Annotated in this window: 12 protein-coding genes; 10 read left to right on the top strand and 2 right to left on the bottom strand. The window is 39.3% G+C overall.

Annotated elements, in window-relative coordinates; all coding sequences use genetic code 11:
* Positions 1 to 132 precede the first annotated feature (132 nt).
* Positions 133 to 1,161, bottom strand: coding sequence for a UDP-glucose 4-epimerase GalE (galE, locus tag SJ2017_RS10250; protein ID WP_080915690.1), 1,029 nt, complete (start codon positions 1,159 to 1,161; stop codon positions 133 to 135).
* Between the two features lie 498 nt (positions 1,162 to 1,659).
* On the opposite strand from galE, the gene SJ2017_RS10245 reads away from it, so the two are divergent.
* The 3 genes from SJ2017_RS10245 to SJ2017_RS10235 all read left to right on the top strand — a co-directional run bounded on the left by SJ2017_RS10245 (position 1,660) and on the right by SJ2017_RS10235 (position 7,544).
* Positions 1,660 to 2,856 (top strand): efflux RND transporter periplasmic adaptor subunit, encoded by a 1,197-nt coding sequence (locus SJ2017_RS10245; RefSeq protein ID WP_080915689.1) that lies wholly within the window; start codon positions 1,660 to 1,662, stop codon positions 2,854 to 2,856.
* Positions 2,857 to 2,859: 3 nt separating this feature from the next.
* Entirely contained in the window at positions 2,860 to 6,063 is a 3,204-nt protein-coding gene (locus SJ2017_RS10240) for an efflux RND transporter permease subunit (RefSeq protein WP_080915688.1), read from the top strand.
* A 218-nt stretch (positions 6,064 to 6,281) separates the two neighbouring features.
* On the top strand, positions 6,282 to 7,544 hold the full coding sequence (locus SJ2017_RS10235) for an alkaline phosphatase family protein (protein ID WP_080915687.1): 1,263 nt from the start codon (positions 6,282 to 6,284) through the stop codon (positions 7,542 to 7,544).
* Positions 7,545 to 7,639: 95 nt separating this feature from the next.
* On the opposite strand, the gene SJ2017_RS10230 is transcribed toward SJ2017_RS10235, so the two are convergent.
* Positions 7,640 to 7,888, bottom strand: coding sequence for an HP1242/YdcH family protein (locus SJ2017_RS10230; RefSeq protein WP_055023969.1), 249 nt, complete (start codon positions 7,886 to 7,888; stop codon positions 7,640 to 7,642).
* Positions 7,889 to 8,181: 293 nt separating this feature from the next.
* Between SJ2017_RS10230 and SJ2017_RS10225 the strand changes: the two genes are divergently transcribed.
* From SJ2017_RS10225 to cybH, 7 genes are all read left to right on the top strand, one after another.
* Positions 8,182 to 8,997, top strand: a complete 816-nt coding sequence (locus tag SJ2017_RS10225; protein WP_080915686.1) for a hypothetical protein — start codon at positions 8,182 to 8,184, stop codon at positions 8,995 to 8,997.
* 115 nt (positions 8,998 to 9,112) lie between these two features.
* Positions 9,113 to 10,801, top strand: a complete 1,689-nt coding sequence (locus tag SJ2017_RS10220; protein WP_080915685.1) for an alkaline phosphatase family protein — start codon at positions 9,113 to 9,115, stop codon at positions 10,799 to 10,801.
* Between the two features lie 155 nt (positions 10,802 to 10,956).
* The gene (locus SJ2017_RS10215) at positions 10,957 to 12,552 is read left to right on the top strand and encodes a multiheme c-type cytochrome (protein WP_218919248.1); all 1,596 of its coding nucleotides are present in this window, start codon (positions 10,957 to 10,959) and stop codon (positions 12,550 to 12,552) included.
* 105 nt (positions 12,553 to 12,657) lie between these two features.
* Positions 12,658 to 13,263 (top strand): tetratricopeptide repeat protein, encoded by a 606-nt coding sequence (locus tag SJ2017_RS21630; protein WP_218919247.1) that lies wholly within the window; start codon positions 12,658 to 12,660, stop codon positions 13,261 to 13,263.
* A gap of 453 nt (positions 13,264 to 13,716) precedes the next feature.
* Positions 13,717 to 14,853 (top strand): nickel-dependent hydrogenase small subunit, encoded by a 1,137-nt coding sequence (gene hyaA, locus SJ2017_RS10210; protein WP_055023972.1) that lies wholly within the window; start codon positions 13,717 to 13,719, stop codon positions 14,851 to 14,853.
* A gap of 3 nt (positions 14,854 to 14,856) precedes the next feature.
* Positions 14,857 to 16,560 (top strand): nickel-dependent hydrogenase large subunit, encoded by a 1,704-nt coding sequence (hyaB, locus tag SJ2017_RS10205; protein ID WP_080915684.1) that lies wholly within the window; start codon positions 14,857 to 14,859, stop codon positions 16,558 to 16,560.
* Positions 16,561 to 16,598: 38 nt separating this feature from the next.
* Positions 16,599 to 17,264 (top strand): Ni/Fe-hydrogenase, b-type cytochrome subunit, encoded by a 666-nt coding sequence (cybH, locus tag SJ2017_RS10200; RefSeq protein ID WP_065108119.1) that lies wholly within the window; start codon positions 16,599 to 16,601, stop codon positions 17,262 to 17,264.
* Positions 17,265 to 17,266 lie beyond the last annotated feature (2 nt).

The following is a 17,266-nucleotide window of genomic DNA, read 5'->3' as shown; positions in this document are numbered from 1 at the left end:
AAGTTTAACGTAACCGTATAAGGACATTATTATGAGTAAAAGCATTCAAGGGTCTGATTTAACGGTACCTGATAAAGGCGTTTATAACGCAATAAAAAAGGCGATGTATTCATCGCCCTTATAATTAGAAACTTATTCTTTGTCGTAGCCATTTGGATTGGCAGATTGCCAACGCCATGTATCTTCCATCATTTGTTGCAATGTACGAGTGGCTTTCCAATTAAGCTGTTTATTGGCTTTCTCAGCATTGGCCCAGAAAGCCGGTAAATCACCAGCACGTCTTGGACTAACTTCATAAGGAATGGCTTTTTTTACCGCTAATTCGAAAGCGCTAACAATTTCAAATACTGAAACGCCATTTCCTGTACCTAAATTGAACGCTTCAACCCCGGTAAATGCAGGATGACGAGTTAACCAATTCATCGCTGCTACATGACCTTCAGCAAGATCCATTACGTGTAAATAATCTCTCTCACAAGTACCATCTTTAGTCGGATAATCATCGCCGAAGACACTTAACTTTTCTCTTTTCCCAACCATAACTTGTGCGACATATGGCAGTAAATTGTTTGGTATTCCTTTAGGCGACTCGCCAATCTGACCACTCTCATGTGCGCCGATCGGATTAAAGTACCTGAGTGACACCCCTCTAAAATCGGGATTTGATGCAGCGGTATCGGCCATAATGCGCTCAACCATTACTTTAGTGGCACCGTACGGACTTGAAGGCGTACCTAATTTCATCGTTTCAACATACGGAACATCATTTTCTTCTCCGTATACTGTAGCCGATGAACTAAAAATAAAATTATGCACATTATGTTCAGCCATCACTTCCAGTAAGCAAACAGAACCATGCACATTATTTTGATAATAAGCCAATGGAATTTGTCCTGATTCACCAACTGCTTTTAATGCAGCAAAGTGAATGACTGTATCAATATTATTTTGACTAAATAATGATTTAAGCTGCGACTTATCTCTGATATCACCTTGAATAAAATGAACAGACTTTCCAGTTAGGTTTTCAACTCGCTTAATCGATTCTAGGTTTGAGTTAAATAAATTATCAAAAACAATTACATTACAATCATTTTCGAGTAACGATAAAACCGTATGCGAACCAATATAACCCGCACCACCAGTGACTAAAACGTTCATTTCTATTCCTTGTGAAATACTTTTACTTAAATGTGCTATTTACTGAGCGTAATTTTGAACGTTAATGACAAAATTAGCTAATAAAATTAAGTCTATCGTAAAAATGTACCTTTATACAGATTGTTTTTTGTTAACGATATGCAGTATTCACCAAAGAATGATTAACAATGACATGCTGACTGAGGCCTACCCACCCTCGTCACGAGTAACAAAATGGTTACAAAGTGAACTGTATAAACCTTTGAACTTCACCTTAAATATGAATTTAGTCGTACTTAACAAACCTTAGAAATTATAATAATCGAATTTAAATGATTGATTATTGGAAACAATAAGTGATCTAAAACGCAGCATATTATGTATACCTAATTGACACAAAAAATTACACATTGAAACAGTCACCTTTTAACAAAGCGTGTAACATACTCGTATAATATCTATAACCATAATATTTAAGCGGGCATTTGGCCTGTATAAGCTTCAACAAGAGGAAGTGTCGTGGCTACAGCAAAACAAATTTTATTCCCAATAGGGATCATTGGTGTAGGTCTTTTGATTTCAGGCGTGTTTATTTCAATGCAAAAACCACCTGAAGAAAAGCCACCAATAGATAATACGCCTCTCGTATCAATTGAAAAAATACAATACCAACCAATGACGTTTACTGTCAGTTCTTACGGGGTTGTTAATGCGAAATACCATACTGAAATAGTCGCTCAAGTCAGTGGTGAAATTACCTATCTATCAGATAACTTTGTTAAAGGCGGCTTCATCAAAAAAGGAGATGTTCTAGCCAGAATTGATCCAAGTGACTATGAATCAGCGCTGTTAGATGCACAAGCCAATCTTGCATCAGCAAAAGCGACATTAGTACAAGAAAAAGCAAACGCTCAAGTAGCCGAACGTGAATGGGCAGAAATTACTGATAGCAAACCCAGTGACTTAAGTCTTCGTAAACCACAACTGGCACAAGAGATTGCTAAACTAAAAAGCGCTGAAGCTGGACTATTACGGGCTAAACGCAACCTTGAACGTGCCATTATTAAAGCCCCATACGATGCGCTTATTGGCAGTCGTAACATAGGTCTTGGCACTTACGTCAGTAATGGCGCTTCAATTGGGTTGGTTTATAGCACAGACAAAGCGGAAGTGAGATTACCTCTCGCAGATAAAGAAATGCAATATCTTGACCGTAAAGGTGCCAATGCTGAAGTTAAACTTGTTGGTAATTTTGCCGGTGAAAAGCAAGAGTGGATAGGCACTATTGTCCGCAGTGAAGGCATTATTGATAGTAAAAGTAGAATGACCTACCTCGTGGCTGAAGTCGATGATCCTTATGGTCTTAAAGGGGAGCATAAAGAGTTACGTTACGGCACTTATGTTACAGCACATATTGGTGGAACCCATGCTGGTGAAGTTGCTGTGGTTCCAAGGCACCTTATAGTAAATGGTCTTGTCGCCACCATGGATAAAGAAAATAAGCTGCGTTATTTACCCGTTAATATCATTCGACAAGATGGCAGTAACGTCATTATTTCGAGTGGATTAGAAAATGGTATGAACATTATCACTTCAGCCCTAGATTATCCTGTTGAAGGGATGTCAGTTGCTTTACCACAGGATAAGGTTTTACAAACTGAGCCAACAATTGGGGTGAATTCTGACACCGCTGTAGCCATGGAAGACAAGGAATAATTCATGGAAGATACAAATAAAGGCTTAATTGCTTGGTTTGCTCGTAACAGTGTTGCTGCAAACTTACTGATGATCATTATTTTACTTGGTGGTTTACTGACTGCTAATACGATTCGTAAGCAGTTCTTCCCTGCCGTTGAAATTAACTGGATTGAATTTAGTGCAGTTTACCCTGGCGCAGCACCGCAAGAAGTTGAAGAAGGTATAACAGTAAAAATTGAACAAGCACTTGAAACAGTTCAAGGTTTACAACGTGTCATCACCTACTCTAACCGCAACCAAGCAAACGGCTACTTCAGGATTGAAGACTCTTATGACCCACAGATTGTTTTAGATGAAGTAAAATCTGAAATTGGTTCTGTATCAACCTTTCCTGCGGGGATGGAATTTCCAAAAGTTGATCGAATTAAAATTCGTCAAGAAGTCATGTATTTAAGTTTGTATGGCGATCTATCTCAGCGACAACTAAAAGATTTAGGCGAAAAAATCCATAAAGAGATCATGCAATTACCGAATGTGAATATTTCGGAGTTTTATGGTGGCTTAAATTACGAAATCAGTGTCGAGGTAAGTAAAGACCGTTTGCGTGAATTTGGTCTTAACTTTAATGATGTTGCAGAAGCTGTGCGTGGCTACTCACGTAATATGTCTGCTGGACAAATCAAAGCTGAAAACGGCTATATAAACTTACGTGTTGAAAACCAAGCTTATGTTGGTTATGAATTTGAAGATTTGCCACTGTTAACCTTAGATGATGGTACTAACCTTTTATTAGGCGATGTTGCCACGGTTAATGATGGATTTGAAGAAGGTATTCAATACTCAAAATTTAATGGACAAAATGCCGTCACTTTTTTTGTCGGAGCAGCAAAAAATCAAAGTATCACCGATGTTGCTGACACAATGAAGGAATACATTGCTAAGAAACAAGCGCTGTTACCAGAAGGTGTAACATTAGAGCCCTGGGTAGATATGACCTATTACCTAGATGGTCGGTTAGATTTGATGCTAGATAGTATGAAAACAGGTGCTGTTCTTGTGTTTTTCATGTTAGCGCTATTTTTACGTGTCAGGCTCGCTTTTTGGGTAATGATGGGATTACCTGTTTGTTTCCTTGGTACCCTTTTATTTATGCCAATGGGTTTTATTGACGTGACAATCAACGTCATTAGTTTATTCGCATTTATTCTCGTCCTCGGTATCGTGGTAGATGATGCCATCGTCATGGGCGAAAGTGCTCACACAGAATGTGAAGAAAATGGCCAAAACATAGATAGTGTTATTAGAGGGGTAAAACGAGTTGCTATGCCTGCGACATTCGGCGTACTGACCACCATTGCCGCGTTTTTACCTATTACTTTAGATGACGGACCTTCATCCGCCTTTGGCCAAGCAATCGGCTATGTCGTCATATTGTGTCTATTATTTTCTTTAGTTGAGTCAAAGCTGATTTTACCTTCTCACTTAGCCCATATGAACAAACCCAAAGTTGTTCAACCAGGTTCAAAGAATCCGTTGGATTGGCTGAGAAATGGGGTCAATTTCATTCAGAAGAAAATCGAAACTAATCTGACTTGGTTCATAAAAAACGTTTATAAACCAAGCCTTACTGTTGCGGTTAAATACCGTTATGCGGTTATTGCAACCTTTGTGATGTTAATTGTTATATGCGCATCATTATATATCAGTGGATTAGTTAGATTTATTGGCCAACCTAAGATCCCACATGATTTCCCTCGCATCAGCTTGGAAATGAATGTCGATGCTGCGGAAACAGCAACATTAGATGCAGCTCACTCAATCGAAAAAGCCCTACGTACCGTTGAAAAGCAGCTAGAGGATCAATATGGTCAAGGCATGATTGCAGAGCTACAAGTTGAATTACAAGGTCGTACTCGTGCGGAAGTAAGAACTAAGCTTGTTGATCCATCTTTACGTCCTATCAATACATTTGAAGTCGCAGAGATGTGGCGCCAAGCAATGCCTAAAATCCCAGGAGTCAAATCGTTTACTGTTCAAGATAGTTTATTTGGCGGTGGACGTGATGACGGTGATATTAGCTTTAGGTTGGAAGGAAATGATGAACAACAACTGTTAGCTGCTTCTCAAGCATTAAAAGACAAACTTAACACCTTAAAAGGTGTCAGTGACGTCAATGACAGCCGCCAATCTTCAGCCAAAGAAGTTCAATTTGATTTAAAGCCGTTAGCCCATAGCTTAGGTCTTACCTTAGCCAATATTGCATCGCAAGTAGGTAACAGTTTTTATGGTCTTGAGGCGCAACGTATTATTCGCAACGGTGAAGAAATTAAAGTGATGCTTCGTTATCCTGAGGAACAACGTAATTCTATCGCCTTGGTTCAAGATGTATTAATCAAAACCCCACAAGGCGCAGAACTGCCTTTATCTGAAGTGGCTAACATTACTGTAGTACAAGGTGTGAGTAGTATTCGTCGTGAAAATGGTAATCGCACCATCAATGTATGGGCTTCAGTTGATGCAGAGCAAGCAGAGCCTTTCAAACTGGCTAAAGATATCCGCGATAACTTTATGCCAGAGTTGTTGGCCAAATATCCTCGTGTAAAAAGTGAAGTCTCAGGCAGTATTCAAGAGCAGCTTGATAGTGCAGACACTCAAATGCGTGATTTTATTATTTCAATGCTAGTGATATATAGTTTGTTAGCGATTCCGCTTAAATCCTATGTGCAACCTTTTATGATCATGTCAGTGATCCCGTTTGGTGTGATTGGCTCTATGTTAGGACATATCATATTAGGCATTGATTTAAGTGCCCTATCGGTATTCGGGATCATCGCCGCTGCAGGTGTTGTAGTCAATGACTCCCTCGTTATGGTCGATTATGTCAATAATTCCCGTAAACAAGGCATTAAACTGAATGAAGCTGTTATTAATGCAGGTTGTCGCCGCTTTAGAGCGATAATGTTAACGTCATTAACCACATTTATAGGGCTTGTACCTATTATGACGGAAACAAGCATGCAAGCTCAGATGGTTATTCCCATGGCTGTCTCATTAGCATTTGGCGTGTTGTTTGCGACTGTGGTTACCTTATGTTTAATCCCGTGTTTGTATATTGCGATAGAAGATATGCGACGTATTGCACGTAAGATTTATCATCTTTATGTACCACAAACAAAGGAACAAGCATTAGCAGAGCTTAATTCGTTAACGAATAGTTCAAGCTAGCAAGGGATTAACTTCTGAATTGGCCTGAAAAAGAATTAACGGCTAACGATTAAAAAAGCGAAACTTAGGTTTCGCTTTTTTTATTACTTTTAAACCTGTCTTTGTCGATTTGTCATATAACTAGGTTATATTAACTCGCGCAAAGCATTATTAGTGTTAACGAAAACGAAAATTTAATCTCAGCAGTGCTTCACTTCTTTCAAAGGAAAATTATCACAATGCAAGCAAGTGTTCCCTTCAAAAATAGGTTGTTCATAGTCGTACTTTTAACCTGGTGCGTATTACTTTCCGCCAATGTTAACGCAGACAGTCAAAAAGCAGCTAAACAGCAAAATGTTCTATTAATCTCTATTGACGGTTATCGATACGATTACAATCAGCTACATAACCCTCAAGCACTTAATCAATTTGCTAAGGATGCCGCAACGGTTGAGTTATTCACTCCGGCTTTTCCTACAGTAACTTTTCCTAATCACTTAACTTTAGTGACCGGTCTGTATCCGGCAAATCACGGTATTGTGTCGAATCGTTTTTATAATCCAGTATTAAAACGTGATTATGCAATGAATATTCATGAAGCAGTCACCGATGGCCAGTTCTATCAAGGTGTGCCTTTATGGTCTTTGGCCCGTCAACAAGGATTAAAATCTGCCACTTATTTCTGGCCAGGGTCTGAAGCTAAAATTGCTGGCTTTAGACCTAATTACTGGCTTAAATATGATGGCCGAACCCCAAATGAGCAACGCATTCAACAAGTCGTTGAGTGGTTTTCATTACCAGAAAGCGAAAGACCACAATTCGTTACCTTATATTTTTCGGATGTTGATAGCGCAGGCCATCATCACGGCCCAGAGTCAACACAGACATACAACGCAGTGCAATACATTGATAAACTTATTGCGAGTTTACTTAAACAAATAAATGACTTACCGATTGATATCAATGTCATCATCACTTCAGATCACGGCATGGCTAAAGTAGATGAATTTGATAGAATTTACACTGATAAATTAGTGGGTAAAGTCGCTGATTTAAAGGATAAGTTTATCTTTAATAATGATGCTGCCTTCTCATTAGTCACAGCTATAGGAGAAAATAAAAAGCAAGATTTAGCTAGGCTGAAAGCGCTTGTGGAAGAGGTAGAAGGTTTAGCGTTTTATTTACAAGCTGAAATGCCAGAACGCCTCCATTTTAGTGGAAACCCTTCAATTGGTGATGCCGTTATTATTAGTAACAATCACTATATTACTTCCACAGATGCAAAACCTGGCGTGATCGGAAAGCATGGCTATGATCCACAAACTATTCACGATATGAATACAGTTTTATACGCCAAAGGGCCTGCATTTAATCAGGCAACAATTGCTCAAGCAGATAATATTCATCTCTACCCTTTGATTGCCAATATTTTAGGGCTAACGATACCCGATGATATTGATGGTGAGTTACGTTTTTTGTCGCCTTTGCTGCGCAAACCGTAACTCTATGACTTAACGGATCCCCTATTTGGTGATAAAAAAGCCTGTTGTCATCAACAGGCTTTTTTATCACCAAAGAGTAGACAATATAGCGATAGTTACTTAGCTTCAGATTCCATTATTTTATGATAAAGCGCATCTTTCATTTCAACGCGTTGTTGTTTTAAATCATGGATTGCATCATCGGCAATTGGCGAGTCTTTGAGCTCTAAATCACGTATTTGTTTATCGAGTTCATCATAACGCTTTAAAATCTCAGCAAAGTTCGCATCACTACTGTTTAGTGCAGTGATTGTGTCTAAATGATCTGGAAATTCATTTCTAAGAGAGTGATTTTCACCTAACATAAAAGCCTCATTTGATTATTAAATAAACCATGTTCGTTCTTTATAAATTTACAAGAATAAATCTAACGTATTTAGAATGTAGATCACACAGTTTAAAATTCAATCAAATAATGCCACTTTTGACGCTAAGATTTACAAGAAAGTGTTTTTAATTAAATACAGTAATTCAAAAGAACATATTTTTTGCCTATAAAGCAGGCGTTTGCAAGGCAATTTTTAGCGCTATTACTGGATTACTGTTAAGCTTACTGGTAAATATTACTCTTTTTCTCATCCGTCGTTATGGTTCTAACATGCAATTAATTGAGTCGCCACATTTTGGCCAAGTGACAATTATTGGCAATGCCAACGGAGATTGGCAAGCATCTAAAAAAGGCTACTCGATAATTTTTAATGGAACTGTTGCTGAAGGAGAGCATATTATTATTATTTGTAATGGCCCTTTTGCAGGTTCAACAGAAGATTTTGTCGTTACCGGCCACCATAATAAATGGTTAAGCACTCAACTTTCCGCTACTGCTCATGAACTTCAAAGCAGATTGAATTGCTGGCCTTCTTCTGGACTGGCATGTTTTATCTTATTTAGTCGTTTAACGATTCCCCTTTCATTAACAAGAATGTCGTTATTGCCTAATTTAGCCCGTAATAACACCATGACAAAAAACGAGCACCTGCCTTGCGTTGTTCATAACTGGCTTGGAGAAAGAAGAATCGCACTAAGCCAAATTAAAGAGTCACCAAGATCACAAATTAATTGGCCTGCTTTATTGTTATCATCAGATAACAATAAAACCCTCTATCGTGCAGTAGACGTCACATCAGAGCAAAGCATTAACGACTCTCCTTTTACCCTACTAGCTAAAATTGCCAACTTACAATCAAGCACACCTGAAGGTGTTATAGCGCTAGAGAAACTAGCGAATTTACCGTTATCACACTGGTTAGCATGTTCTACACAATCTAACTTATTAGACGTAGAACCCCTTTTCTTTAACCAACAACCTGAAAAAAACGCAGGCATATGGTATTTGTCTGACAATCACGCATCACAATATCTTGACTCAATTCGCTTATCGTTAGCACTCTGTCAGCAAGCATTATTGAAATAAACAGCGTTACAACACCATTGTCTTATTTATCATTTTAAGGATCTCTGTTAAACATATCTAAGTAAGTATCAATATTGAGTACACACATCGACCACTATGTTGAAAAGGATATCAAATGAAATGGACGCCAATCGTTGCCGCTTTATCGGTTTGTCTTGTAAATCAGGTTGATGCTAAAGAGCCTAAATTAATCTTACAGATCACTGTTGACCAATTACGCGCTGATTTACTCAACCGCTATCAACATCACTTTACCGATGAAGGATTCAACTACCTTATTGATGAAGGCGTGTATTATACCGAAGCCCATCACCAACATGCCATTACAGAAACAGTTGTTGGCCACACCACTTTGGCGACAGGCGCACATCCTTCGAGTCATGGTATGGTGAGTAATTTATGGTTTGATAAACAATTACAGCAGCCCATCTATAACGTTCAAGATAAAACTCACCCTTTGATCAGTGCCAATGCCGCTGTTGATGCTGAAAATGAAATAGACCCCACGCAAAAAGCCAGTAAAGTTGAAGGCCGTTCACCTAAAAATATCTTAGCGACCACCTTTAGTGATGAGCTCACTGCTAGTAACAATGGTAAATCCAAAGTATTTGCAGTGTCAGTAAAAGACAGAGGTGCAATTACACTTGCAGGTCACACAGGAAAAGCTTTTTGGTTCTCTAAATCAGCGGGTGAGTTTGTCAGCAGTCAATATTATTTTGATCAATATCCACAATGGGTTAATGAATTCAACCAACAAAATGATATTGCAAAATATGCAGATACGTCTTGGACTTTATCCAAAGAATCAACTGAATATTTGTTTGGTGATAATGCGGCTCATGACTGGAAAACTAAATTACCAGGTTACGGTATTACATTCCCACATCAATTTGGAAAGCGAGACAATCCGTATTTCAGTACGTTTTTAACTGTCAGCCCAGTCGGTGACGAAATGACGGCTAATTTTGCTAAATCAGTCATAGAACATAATCAATTAGGTCAAAACAAAGTCATTGATTATTTATCTGTTAGTTTTTCGTCTACGGATTATGTTGGCCATATTTTTGGGCCATCTAGTTTAGAAGCAGAAGATAATTTACTTCGTCTTGATAGAACGCTAGCCAGTTTATTTTCTTATGTCGATGACAAAGTAGGTTTAGATAATACCTTAATTGTATTATCAGCAGATCATGGCGCACCTGAAGCACCGGGGTATTTAACCCAATTTGGCACCAAAGCCACTCATTTTGATTTAGCCTCTCTAGAAAAACAACAAGATATCGTTAAACTAAAAAAAGACTGGAAGATTAGCGGTAATTTGTTTACCAATGCTTGGCAACCTTATGTCAATTTAGATCACGATGCCCTTAAAAAAAGTGGAATTAAATTGAAAGATGCAACGTCTATAGTCGCTAACGTTCTAAATAATGTTGCAGGCATACATCGTGCCTATAGTTATCATCATTTACTAGAAGGTGCAGTGCCTAAAGATGAGATAACTCAAAAGGTCATTAATAGTTTTTACCCCAGCCGCTCAGGTGATATCTACATCGTATTTGAGCCAAATGTATTCGTAGCAGATTTCGATGGCCTCAATGTCGCATCTGTACATGGTTCCCCATGGCGTTATGACACTCATGTTCCAATAATCTTTGCTGGATTTAAACTCGATGGGCAACAGATTGAACGGCCTGTCGCCACCGTCGATGTGGCCACTACCTTAAGTGCCATTCTTGGTATTAATGCGCCATCGAGTGCTGCTGGTTTTCCATTAAAAGAAGTGATTAAACAATTTAACGATTAATCACTTTTACAAAATAACGACGTTTCGTGGTTATATCTATTGCAAACAAAAAGCCAAACTTATGTTTGGCTTTTTCAATTAGTCATCAGTTAGTGTTGGTAAATTGTAAAATTGGCTTTACTATAAAAGTCCTTTTGATAAATAGCAGTTTTAATATGAAATTCAATCAGCTAGTTTTGTTTGCCAGCATTCTTATTACTTCTTATTGTTACCACTCAATAACACAAGCCGCTGAGTTCGTCGGAACGGATCAATGTATAGATTGCCATCAAACTGAATATAAAGACTGGCAAGGTTCACATCATGATATGTCAATGCGTCATGCAAATGTCGAATCGGTATTAGGGAGTTTCGACAATACCTCTCTCACAGTCAAAGGTGAAGTATATCGATTATTTAAAATAGATGACCAATACTGGGTGAATACAAAAGGGCCTGACGGCAAGTTTAATGATTATCGAATCAGCTACACGTTTGGCTACCATCCATTACAACAATATATGGTTGAGTTCCCTGATGGTAGGCTACAACTTATTCCATTAGCATGGGATGCCCGAGATCAAGAGCAAGGTGGGCAAAGATGGTTTCACCTTTACCCAGATATGGAACCCTATGATGAATTCTTCTGGACTAATAATGGCCAGAACTGGAATTACATGTGTGCTGATTGTCATTCTACAAACATCAGCAAAAATTATGATGCTGAAAAAAATCAATACAATACGACTTGGTCCGAGATTAATGTAGGTTGCGAGGCTTGCCATGGCCCCGCCAGCGATCACTTGTATTGGGCAAGCCAGCAACCTAACACCTCAAATGTAAAAGCTAAAATCAAAGGCAATAGCCAAGCGACGCACCAAGATGATAGTAAAACGAAAATAAATGAGGCGACTTTCGGGTTTGAGCGTACTTTATCGCCGAAAGTAGGAAAATGGATCTATAAAAAAGGTCAGAAAATATTAACCCCAACTGAAGTTAAGGGATCTGATCAATTAGCCACTTGTGGTCAATGTCATAGCCGTAGAGCGCAAATAAGTGACCAAAATGATCACATTAAAAACAGTTTTTATGATAAATACATTTTGAATGCTGTCACTGCAGATCTATATTATCCAGATGGCCAAATTTATGATGAAGTGTTTGTTTTAGGTTCATTTAAACAATCCAAAATGCATCAAGCTGGGGTCGTCTGCAGTGATTGCCATAACCCTCATAGTAATAAACTTAATGCGCCAATCGAGTCGATTTGTTTTAAATGCCACTTACCTAGTGAATATACCGCTGACACTCATAGCCAACACAAATCAGGCACAGACGCAGCGCAGTGTGTGACCTGTCATATGCCTAAAACGACGTATATGGACGTTGACCCTCGAGCCGATCATAGTTTTAAAGTTCCTAGACCTGATATCAGTTTAAAAATCGGCACCCCTAACGTTTGCACATCTTGTCATACCGATAAAGACAACCAATGGGCTGATAATGCAATTAAGCAGCGTTACCCACAATCAAATTATCGACAAAGTGACTCTTTTGCTACAGTGTTTGCTCAAGCTGCTGTAGGCGTACCGACGAGCGGAGATAGCTTATCGTATATTGCTCAAAATAATGCTAACCCAGATATCATAAGAGCTTCAGCATTAAGTAGATTAAGTGATTACCCTGGACAAAATGCACTAGTTGCAATCATGCGTGGTGTTAAACATGAAGATCCACAAATCAGGCTAGGTGCTATTGCTGGTGTGACCTGATATCCATTTTCTGACCGTTGGCAAATCATAAGTCCGTTACTTGATGACCCTGTACTTGCAGTAAGAACAGAAACGGCAAGTTCTCTCATTAATGACTGGGCAAGTATGACTCATTCCCAACAAGAAAAACTTCGCCCCGCTTTGGATGAGTATCTAGCAATTCAATCCTTTAATGCAGATCGAGGTTTTGGTTTGATGAATACAGCTAACGTATATTTAGCCCAAGGAAAAATACAACAAGCAGAGAAGATCTATTTAAAAGCAATTGAAATTGAACCTATTTTTGCCACAAGTTATGCCAATTTAGCTGATTTATATCGACAAACCGGTGATGATGACAAGTCCTTAGCTATTTTAAAACAAGGAATGAATAATCAACCTAAAGCGGGGTTACTAAGGTATAGCGCAGGACTTAATTTATATCGACAACAGCAACTTGCAGAAGCAATTGACTACTTCGAACAAGCAACGAAAGTAGAACCAAGAAATCCTCAATACTGGTATGTATTAGGACTCGCGCAAGAGAAAATAGATATAAAAAAAGCAATGAACTCAATCGAGCAAGCTTATAAAGTGGGTAATAACCCACAACATTTGTATGCGTTATGCGAGTTTAAAATAAAACATCGTGACCCAACAACGAATGCTTGTATTAATCGACTGTCAAAAATTGTTCCTCCACAGGTAATTAAGCAATTAACTGGGCGTTAAGCATGAATGACTATTATTAGATTAACGTACGCGCCTTACAGTGCACTCAAGGTTACAATAAACTCTGTAATCTTGAGTCACTAGTCTGTGTGAGCGTTTTTAATCTGAAAAAGTTAATTATATTTATATCGAATTAAGAACAACCTCTAAAACTCCAAATCCCCCTCTAAAGCAGATATCCAAAAATTGCATTTTCAATAAATAGAAACGCAATTATATTTATTGCAATTCACTCTGTTTTTACAAGGAAAAAGGGGTTTATTCTGCAATTTCATACTTAAACCCCAACTGCCTAAATTAGCATCAATTGATTAAAATCAAATCAAACCTCATTGTTCGCCAATTAAATCAATCAAGTGTTTTAAAGTTGATTTATATCAATATGCCTCAGTTCAAGCCTCTTTATATTTTGTCCATATAGTTTGATCCTTCACCACGGAATAAGGTTGATTCATGGATACACACTCAGCTCTCTATAACCGCTGCAAGACACGATTGGCACAACTTCGTGAAATTGCACCTCGCCAAACCGTTACCCTAGAAGAAAAATTAAAGGAAAATGGCATCACTCGTCGTGAATTTATGACTTGGAGTGCGTCAGTAACGGCTTTATTAGCACTGCCCTTGCCTTTTACGAGTTTAGTTTCTGAAGCTGCAGAACTGGCCGATCGTGTGCCACTTATATGGCTACATATGGCTGAGTGCACTGGTTGTTCAGAATCACTTATACGAACTGATACACCTAACTTAGACAGTTTAATATTTGATCATATCTCCCTTGAATATCATGAAACCCTTATGGCTGCATCAGGCTGGCAAGCTGAAGAAAATTTAGAACATGCACTGGAAGCTTATAAAGGTAACTATTTACTCGCAGTTGAAGGGGCTATTCCGACCGCAAATAATGGCGCCTATTTAACCGTTGGCTGTAAAGGACATACAGGGCTTCATATCGTTAAAGAAGCAGCTGAAGGTGCTGCTGCAATTATTTCAGTTGGCACTTGTGCTGCCTTTGGTGGTGTTCAAGCAGCAGCGCCAAATCCAACTGGCGCAAAAGGGGTACAAGATGTCATTAACAAACCTGTTATTAACTTAGGAGGCTGCCCACCAAGTGAAAAAAACATCGTCGGCACTCTGATGTATTTCATTATGTTTGGCAAACTTCCCGCTTTAGATATGTTTAACCGTCCTAAGTGGGCATATGGCGCACGCGTACACGACAATTGTGAAAGACGTGGTCGCTTTGATGCCGGTGAGTTTGTTGAAACCTTTGGTGACCAAGGTGCAAAAGATGGCTACTGCTTGTATAAAGTCGGCTGTAAAGGCCCATACACCTACAACAATTGCCCAACTGAACGATTTAACCACCACACCAGTTGGCCAGTGCTTGCAGGGCACGGCTGTATTGGCTGCTCAGAACCGAACTTCTGGGATGACATGGCTGATTTTGAAAAACCACTCGGGAGGCAATTACTTCACGGAGTTGATGCAACAGCAGACACTATCGGCGCAGTTATTTTAGGCGCAACCGTTGTAGGAATCGGTGCACATGCCGTCGCTAGCCTTTTTGCCAAGCCTTTAGAGGAATAACTCATGAACAAACGTGTCGTAATCGATCCTATTACTCGTATTGAAGGTCATCTTCGTGTTGAAGTCGAAGTTGATGAAAATAATGTCATTCAAAAAGCATGGTCTTCTTCAACTTTATGGCGTGGCATAGAAGTCATTTTAAAAGGCAGAACGCCAATGGATGTTGGCCTGATTGTGCAACGGATCTGTGGTGTGTGTACCTATTCTCATTACCGTTGCGGAACCGAGGCTGTTGAAAATGCGCTTGGCGTTAAAATACCACTGAATGCAAAGTATTTACGCTCATTAATGCAAACCTCGCTCTATATGCATGATCACATTGTTCACTTCTATCATTTACACGGTTTGGATTGGGTTGATGTGGTTTCAGCATTATCAGCTGATCCCGCGCTCGCTGCACAAGAGGCATTAAAATATACAGCAAATCCCATTGCAGCTGGTGAAGGTGACTTACGTGCCGCTCAAGAGCGTGTTAAAGGCTTAGTTGATACCGGTAAACTAGGTCCGTTTGCCAATGCTTACTGGGGAAATAAAACCTATAAATTTACGCCAGAACAAAATCTAATAGCCCTATCTCACTATCTCAAAGCATTAGAAGTACAACGAGTAGCAGCTGAAATGCTGGCGATATTCGGGGGTAAATCCCCTCACCCGCAATCATTAGTAGTTGGTGGAGTGACATCGGTTCGAGATATGTTAAGCCCTGCTCGCTTACAAGAATGGAAACAAAAACACGCAATCGTACAGGATTTTATATTACGTGCTTATAAAGCCGATATCGTCATGGCAGCGGCAGCATTTGGTTCAGAACCAAGTGTGTTAGGCGGCGTTAATGTCAAAAACTTTATGGCCACCAATGATTTTGTATTAGCTGATGGTCAATACATGTTTGACCAAGGCGTCATTATGAATGGTGATTTAGCAGGTGTAACTGATATCGATCCTGATTCAATTAAAGAAGATGTAACTCATGCTTGGTATGAAGCAGATAATGCGCAACATCCATATGAAGGCACTACCGTCCCTAACTATACCGGTTTTGTTGAACGAGACACGGTTTACGGCAAATTACCAACGGTCGATGGTGATGGTAAATACTCTTGGGTTAAATCACCACGATACAAAGATGAACCCGTTGAGGTTGGACCGCTCGCATCATTACTTGTGAGTTATGCCCGTGGTAATAAGGTCGTTGTTAATTCAGTTAATGGTTTACTTGAAGCAACTGGATTACCCATTGAAGCTTTATTTACCACATTAGGACGCACAGCAGCTCGCATGCTTCAAACCGTAATTGTTGCTGAAGAAGGATTAAAAACCTTTGATGCGATGCTAGTCAATATGCAATCAGACGAAAGCACCTTTGTTACACCAGAAATAGATTCTTCTAAGGATTATGTTGGTCACGCAATGATTGAAGCCCCTAGAGGAATGCTAAGTCATTGGATCCGCATTAAAGGCGGAAAAATTGAAAACTATCAGGCGATTGTACCAACGACTTGGAATGCTGGCCCCGTAGATGTAAACGGTAAAGTAGGCCCCTATGAAGCGTCTTTAATTGGGCTTGAACTTGAAGATCCTAGTAAACCTTTAGAAGTGATTCGTATCATCCACTCGTTTGATCCTTGCATGGCATGTGCTGTACATGTGATGGACTTTAAAGGTACCAGTTTAGGCGAGTTTCGTATCGACCCTAATGGACTCTAATGGACTATAACGAGACGACTGTCGAAGAGGATTGAATTATGACTCAGGTTGCTACGCATCACAGAGAACTCATATTTTCACCAGCAATAAGGATATTTCATTGGCTTAGAGCATTAGCCATTGTTGTGTTAGTTGTGACAGGCTTTTACATTTCTTGGCCTTTTTTAGTGGCACCAGAGTCATCTGATGTATTGGTACAAGGCTGGATCAGGTTTGCTCACATTGTTTTTGGCTTTGTATTAACTAGTGTCACGCTTATTCGTTTTTATTTGTTCTTTTTTGGAAAAAGCAGTATCGAAAGACGTTCTATAAAAGATGTACTCAGTGTTAAAAGCTGGATTGTTCAAATTAAATCCTACATTTGGATGGGACACCTTGATAAAGCCGGTGTTTACGGGCCACTGCAGTTTGTCACTTATGTTGCCATTTCATTGGTAGCGTTATTCATGTGCATTACTGGCTTGGTACTTTACGCCAACGTTTATCATGAAGGTTTAGGTGGCTTACTGTGGGATGTGTCTGCATGGTTCACTGCGATAATGGGTGGTTTAGCACAAGTCAGAATATGGCATCACATTCTGACTTGGGTATTTATCGTCTTTGTGGTCATTCATGTCTATATGGCTGTGTGGTCTGGTATTCGCTTCAAACATAACGCTGTGGATTCTATCGTGTCAGGTTATGACTACCATAAGGATCATTAAGC

Source organism: Shewanella japonica (genome assembly GCF_002075795.1).
In the GTDB taxonomy this organism is placed as follows: Bacteria; Pseudomonadota; Gammaproteobacteria; order Enterobacterales; family Shewanellaceae; genus Shewanella; species Shewanella japonica.
The sequence above is the reverse complement of the archived record's forward strand: the minus strand, read 5'-3'. Positions and strand labels throughout refer to the sequence as shown.